Origin of the sequence: Spirillospora sp. NPDC046719, assembly GCF_040645715.1 — a bacterium.
In the GTDB taxonomy this organism is placed as follows: Bacteria; Actinomycetota; Actinomycetes; order Streptosporangiales; family Streptosporangiaceae; genus Spirillospora.
Genome location: NZ_JBEYYT010000754.1, coordinates 1 through 2,741, shown reverse-complemented (window position 1 = coordinate 2,741; position 2,741 = coordinate 1). Strand labels below are relative to the sequence as shown.

2 protein-coding genes are annotated in these 2,741 nt (G+C 74.8%); one reads left to right on the top strand and one right to left on the bottom strand.

What is annotated here, in order from left to right; genetic code table 11:
- Positions 1-7: 7 nt before the first annotated feature.
- Positions 8-1,258, bottom strand: a complete 1,251-nt coding sequence (locus tag ABZ914_RS49705) for a carboxylate--amine ligase (RefSeq protein ID WP_500201573.1) — start codon at positions 1,256-1,258, stop codon at positions 8-10.
- Between the two features lie 127 nt (positions 1,259-1,385).
- Here ABZ914_RS49705 and ABZ914_RS49700 point away from each other — a divergent pair.
- A partial coding sequence (locus tag ABZ914_RS49700; protein WP_500201572.1) for a glycoside hydrolase family 26 protein occupies positions 1,386-2,741 on the top strand: 1,356 nt, incomplete at its 3' end.

Genomic DNA, 2,741 nt, shown 5'->3' with positions numbered 1-2,741 from the left:
GGCCGGCTCAGCGGCCGGCCGGGCCGGGCGCCCGCCCCCGCCCGCGCCCGGCGGCGCGAAGCACGCTCTGCCCGCCCATGACCAGGAACGGCGGCAGGTCGTCGCCGGCGTACCAGGCCAGCTCGTCGGCCTCGCGCAGCGGGCGGAGGGTCCCCGTGCGCAGCAGCGGCCGGCCGAGCGACTGCCGCAGGTAGTGGTTCTCCACCAGCATCCGGCGGCCGAACGCCGGAAGCGGCGGCGGGACGTCCCGCCCGGACTGGTCCAGGTGCAGGACGCGGACGAGGTCGAGCCCGCGCCGGTCGGTGAACAGCCGGAACTGCGCGCCGACCCGCGGGTTGAAGTCCAGCAGGTGGTAGGCGCCGGTCCCGGCGTCGAACCGGAAGTCCAGGTCGACCGGGCCCCGGCAGCCGAGCGTCCGGACGGTCCGCACCGCGAGGCGCTCCAGCTCGGGGTTGCGGGTCCACTCCCCGGCGACCGTGTGGCCGGCCTGCGGCGGGTGCGCGAGGTGCTTGCGCCCCGTCGCGGCGAACAGGCAGTCCAGGGACGCGTCGAAGTAGCCGTGGAAGAACCAGTCGCCGCCGGCCTTCGGGATGCGCCGCTGCAGGATCAGCGGTCCGGCGTCGCCGTCCGGGTCGCGCCGGAGCCCGGCCGCGAACAGCCGGTACGCCTCGTCCAGGGTGTGCGCGACGGTGGTGCTGCGCATGCCCCGCGGCAGCCGCCACGGCCGGGCCCACTTGGCGATCAGCGGCAGGCCGAGCTCGGCGGCGGCGTCCTCCACGTCGGCGGCGCTGCGCGGCGTGCGGCTCTGCGGGCACGGCACGCCGTGCTCCCGGAGCGCGGCGATGAGCTGCGACTTGTCCGCGACGCGGCGCGGGACGTCCGGGTCCTGGCGCGGGAAGACGAACGCGGACGCGAGCGCCTCGGCGTGCTCGGCGACGAACAGCGCGCCGGCGTCGTCGACGGGCAGCAGCAGCGCCGGGCGGCCGATCCGCTCGGCGATCCGGTGCAGGTGCGCGGCCAGCTCGGCGGGGCGCTCGGCGGGCGGCCCCCACGGATGGCTCCGGTACAGGTAGCGGGACCGGGACACCGGGCTGGCGCGGCCCTCCAGGATGGCGTGCACCGGCACTCCGGCGCGGCCGAGCGAACGGATCGCGCCGAGGCTTCCGTGGTGGAAGAAATTGTGGTCGGTGCGCAGCAGCAGGACGGGCAGCCCGGGGTCCAGGAGCGGTCCCGGCGGGGTGCGGGTGTCGAGGAACATCCGGGTCAGCCGGCCGGTTCCGGCGGCGGGTCTTGGCGCACGGCGTGCCTTCCCTTTCAAGGTAAATTTTGTGATCGGCCGCTTGGCCGATTCGTTCGCTGCGGCCGCCAGAGGGCATACGATACGCATGCGAGCTGCGAATATCCATTCGACCGGGCGGCGGCCGCAGGAAACGCCGCGAAAAAGGCGTGCCGCGTTCTTCCCGTTCCCGCCGGTATTGCTCGCCGCCGCCGTCCTGGTCGCACTGGCGGCGTCCACGCTGGTCGGCTGGTTCCGGCCGCAGGCCGCGCACAGAACGGCCAATTACGTGCCGTTGGGGGCATTTCTCGGTTCGGGCGCGGAGGGCGTCGCCCGGGTGGAGCGGTTCCAGCGCTGGCTCGGCTCGACGGTCACCGTCGGGCGCACCTACCTGCCGGGCGACTCCTGGGACGACGTCGAGGGCCCGCCGCAGATCCTGCAGCCGTGGACGCGCTGGCGGGAGGCCGACCCGCGCCGGATGCTGGTCGTCAACGTGCCGATGATGACGCCGAACGAGGCGGGGCTGCCGCCGGTCGTGGTGGCGTCGCTGCTGCGCGGCGGCGCGTCCGGCGCGTTCGACGGGCACTACCAGGCGCTCGCGCGGCACCTGGTGTCGCTGAACGCGGGCGACTCGGTGATCGTCCTCGGCTGGGAGATGAACGGCGACGTCTACGACGGCCGCTGCGCGCCGGCCCCGGACGCGTGGAAGACGTACTGGCGGCGCATCGTCGCGGCGATGCGCGCGGTCCCCGGCGCGCGTTTCCGGTTCGATTTCGCGCCGAACCGCGGCCATGACGCGGTTCCGTGGACGGAGTGCTATCCCGGTGACGACGTGGTGGACGTCATCGGTTCCGACAGCTATGACCAGCCGCCCGGAGAGTCCTTCCAGGAGTACATCGACCAGCCGTACGGGATGAAGGCGCAGGCGGACTTCGCCGCGGTCCGCGGAAAGCCCATCTCCTTTCCGGAATGGGGCCTGTTCCGCAACTCCGACAACCCCGAATATATCCAGGGAATGCATGACTGGATCATGTCGCATAACGTGGCCTACCAGTCGATCACGGACTACTGCCCGCACGGTGTGTGGGAATGCGGTGCCAACCCGCGCTCGGCACAGGTCTACCGGGAGCTGTTCGGCGGCGTGACGGCGCCGTCGCCCGCGGAGTCGGGCAACGTCGCGACGCCGCCCATCGCCCCGCCGCCCTCGGCGCCGCCGCCCGCCCCGGCGGCGCCCCCGGCGTTCGCGCCGCAGTCCGCCCCGCCTTCGGGGACGGCGCCTTCGGGGACGGTGCCTTCGGGGACGGCGCCCTCGATGCCGCCGGGGCCTTCGGGAGCGGCGCCGCCTGCGGGGCCGGGCCCGGCGCCGGCGTCCGGGGCGCCCGCCCCGGCGCCGGCACCGGCGAGCACCCCGCCCGGGCCTCCCGGGCCGCCGGCGAACCCGCACCCGGGAACCCGCCGCCGGCGC

Excerpts from the sequence above, each read along its gene's own strand:
- ABZ914_RS49705 (WP_500201573.1), bottom strand. The coding sequence starts at position 1,258 with ATGTTCCTCGACACCCGCACCCCGCCGGGACCGCTCCTGGACCCCGGG.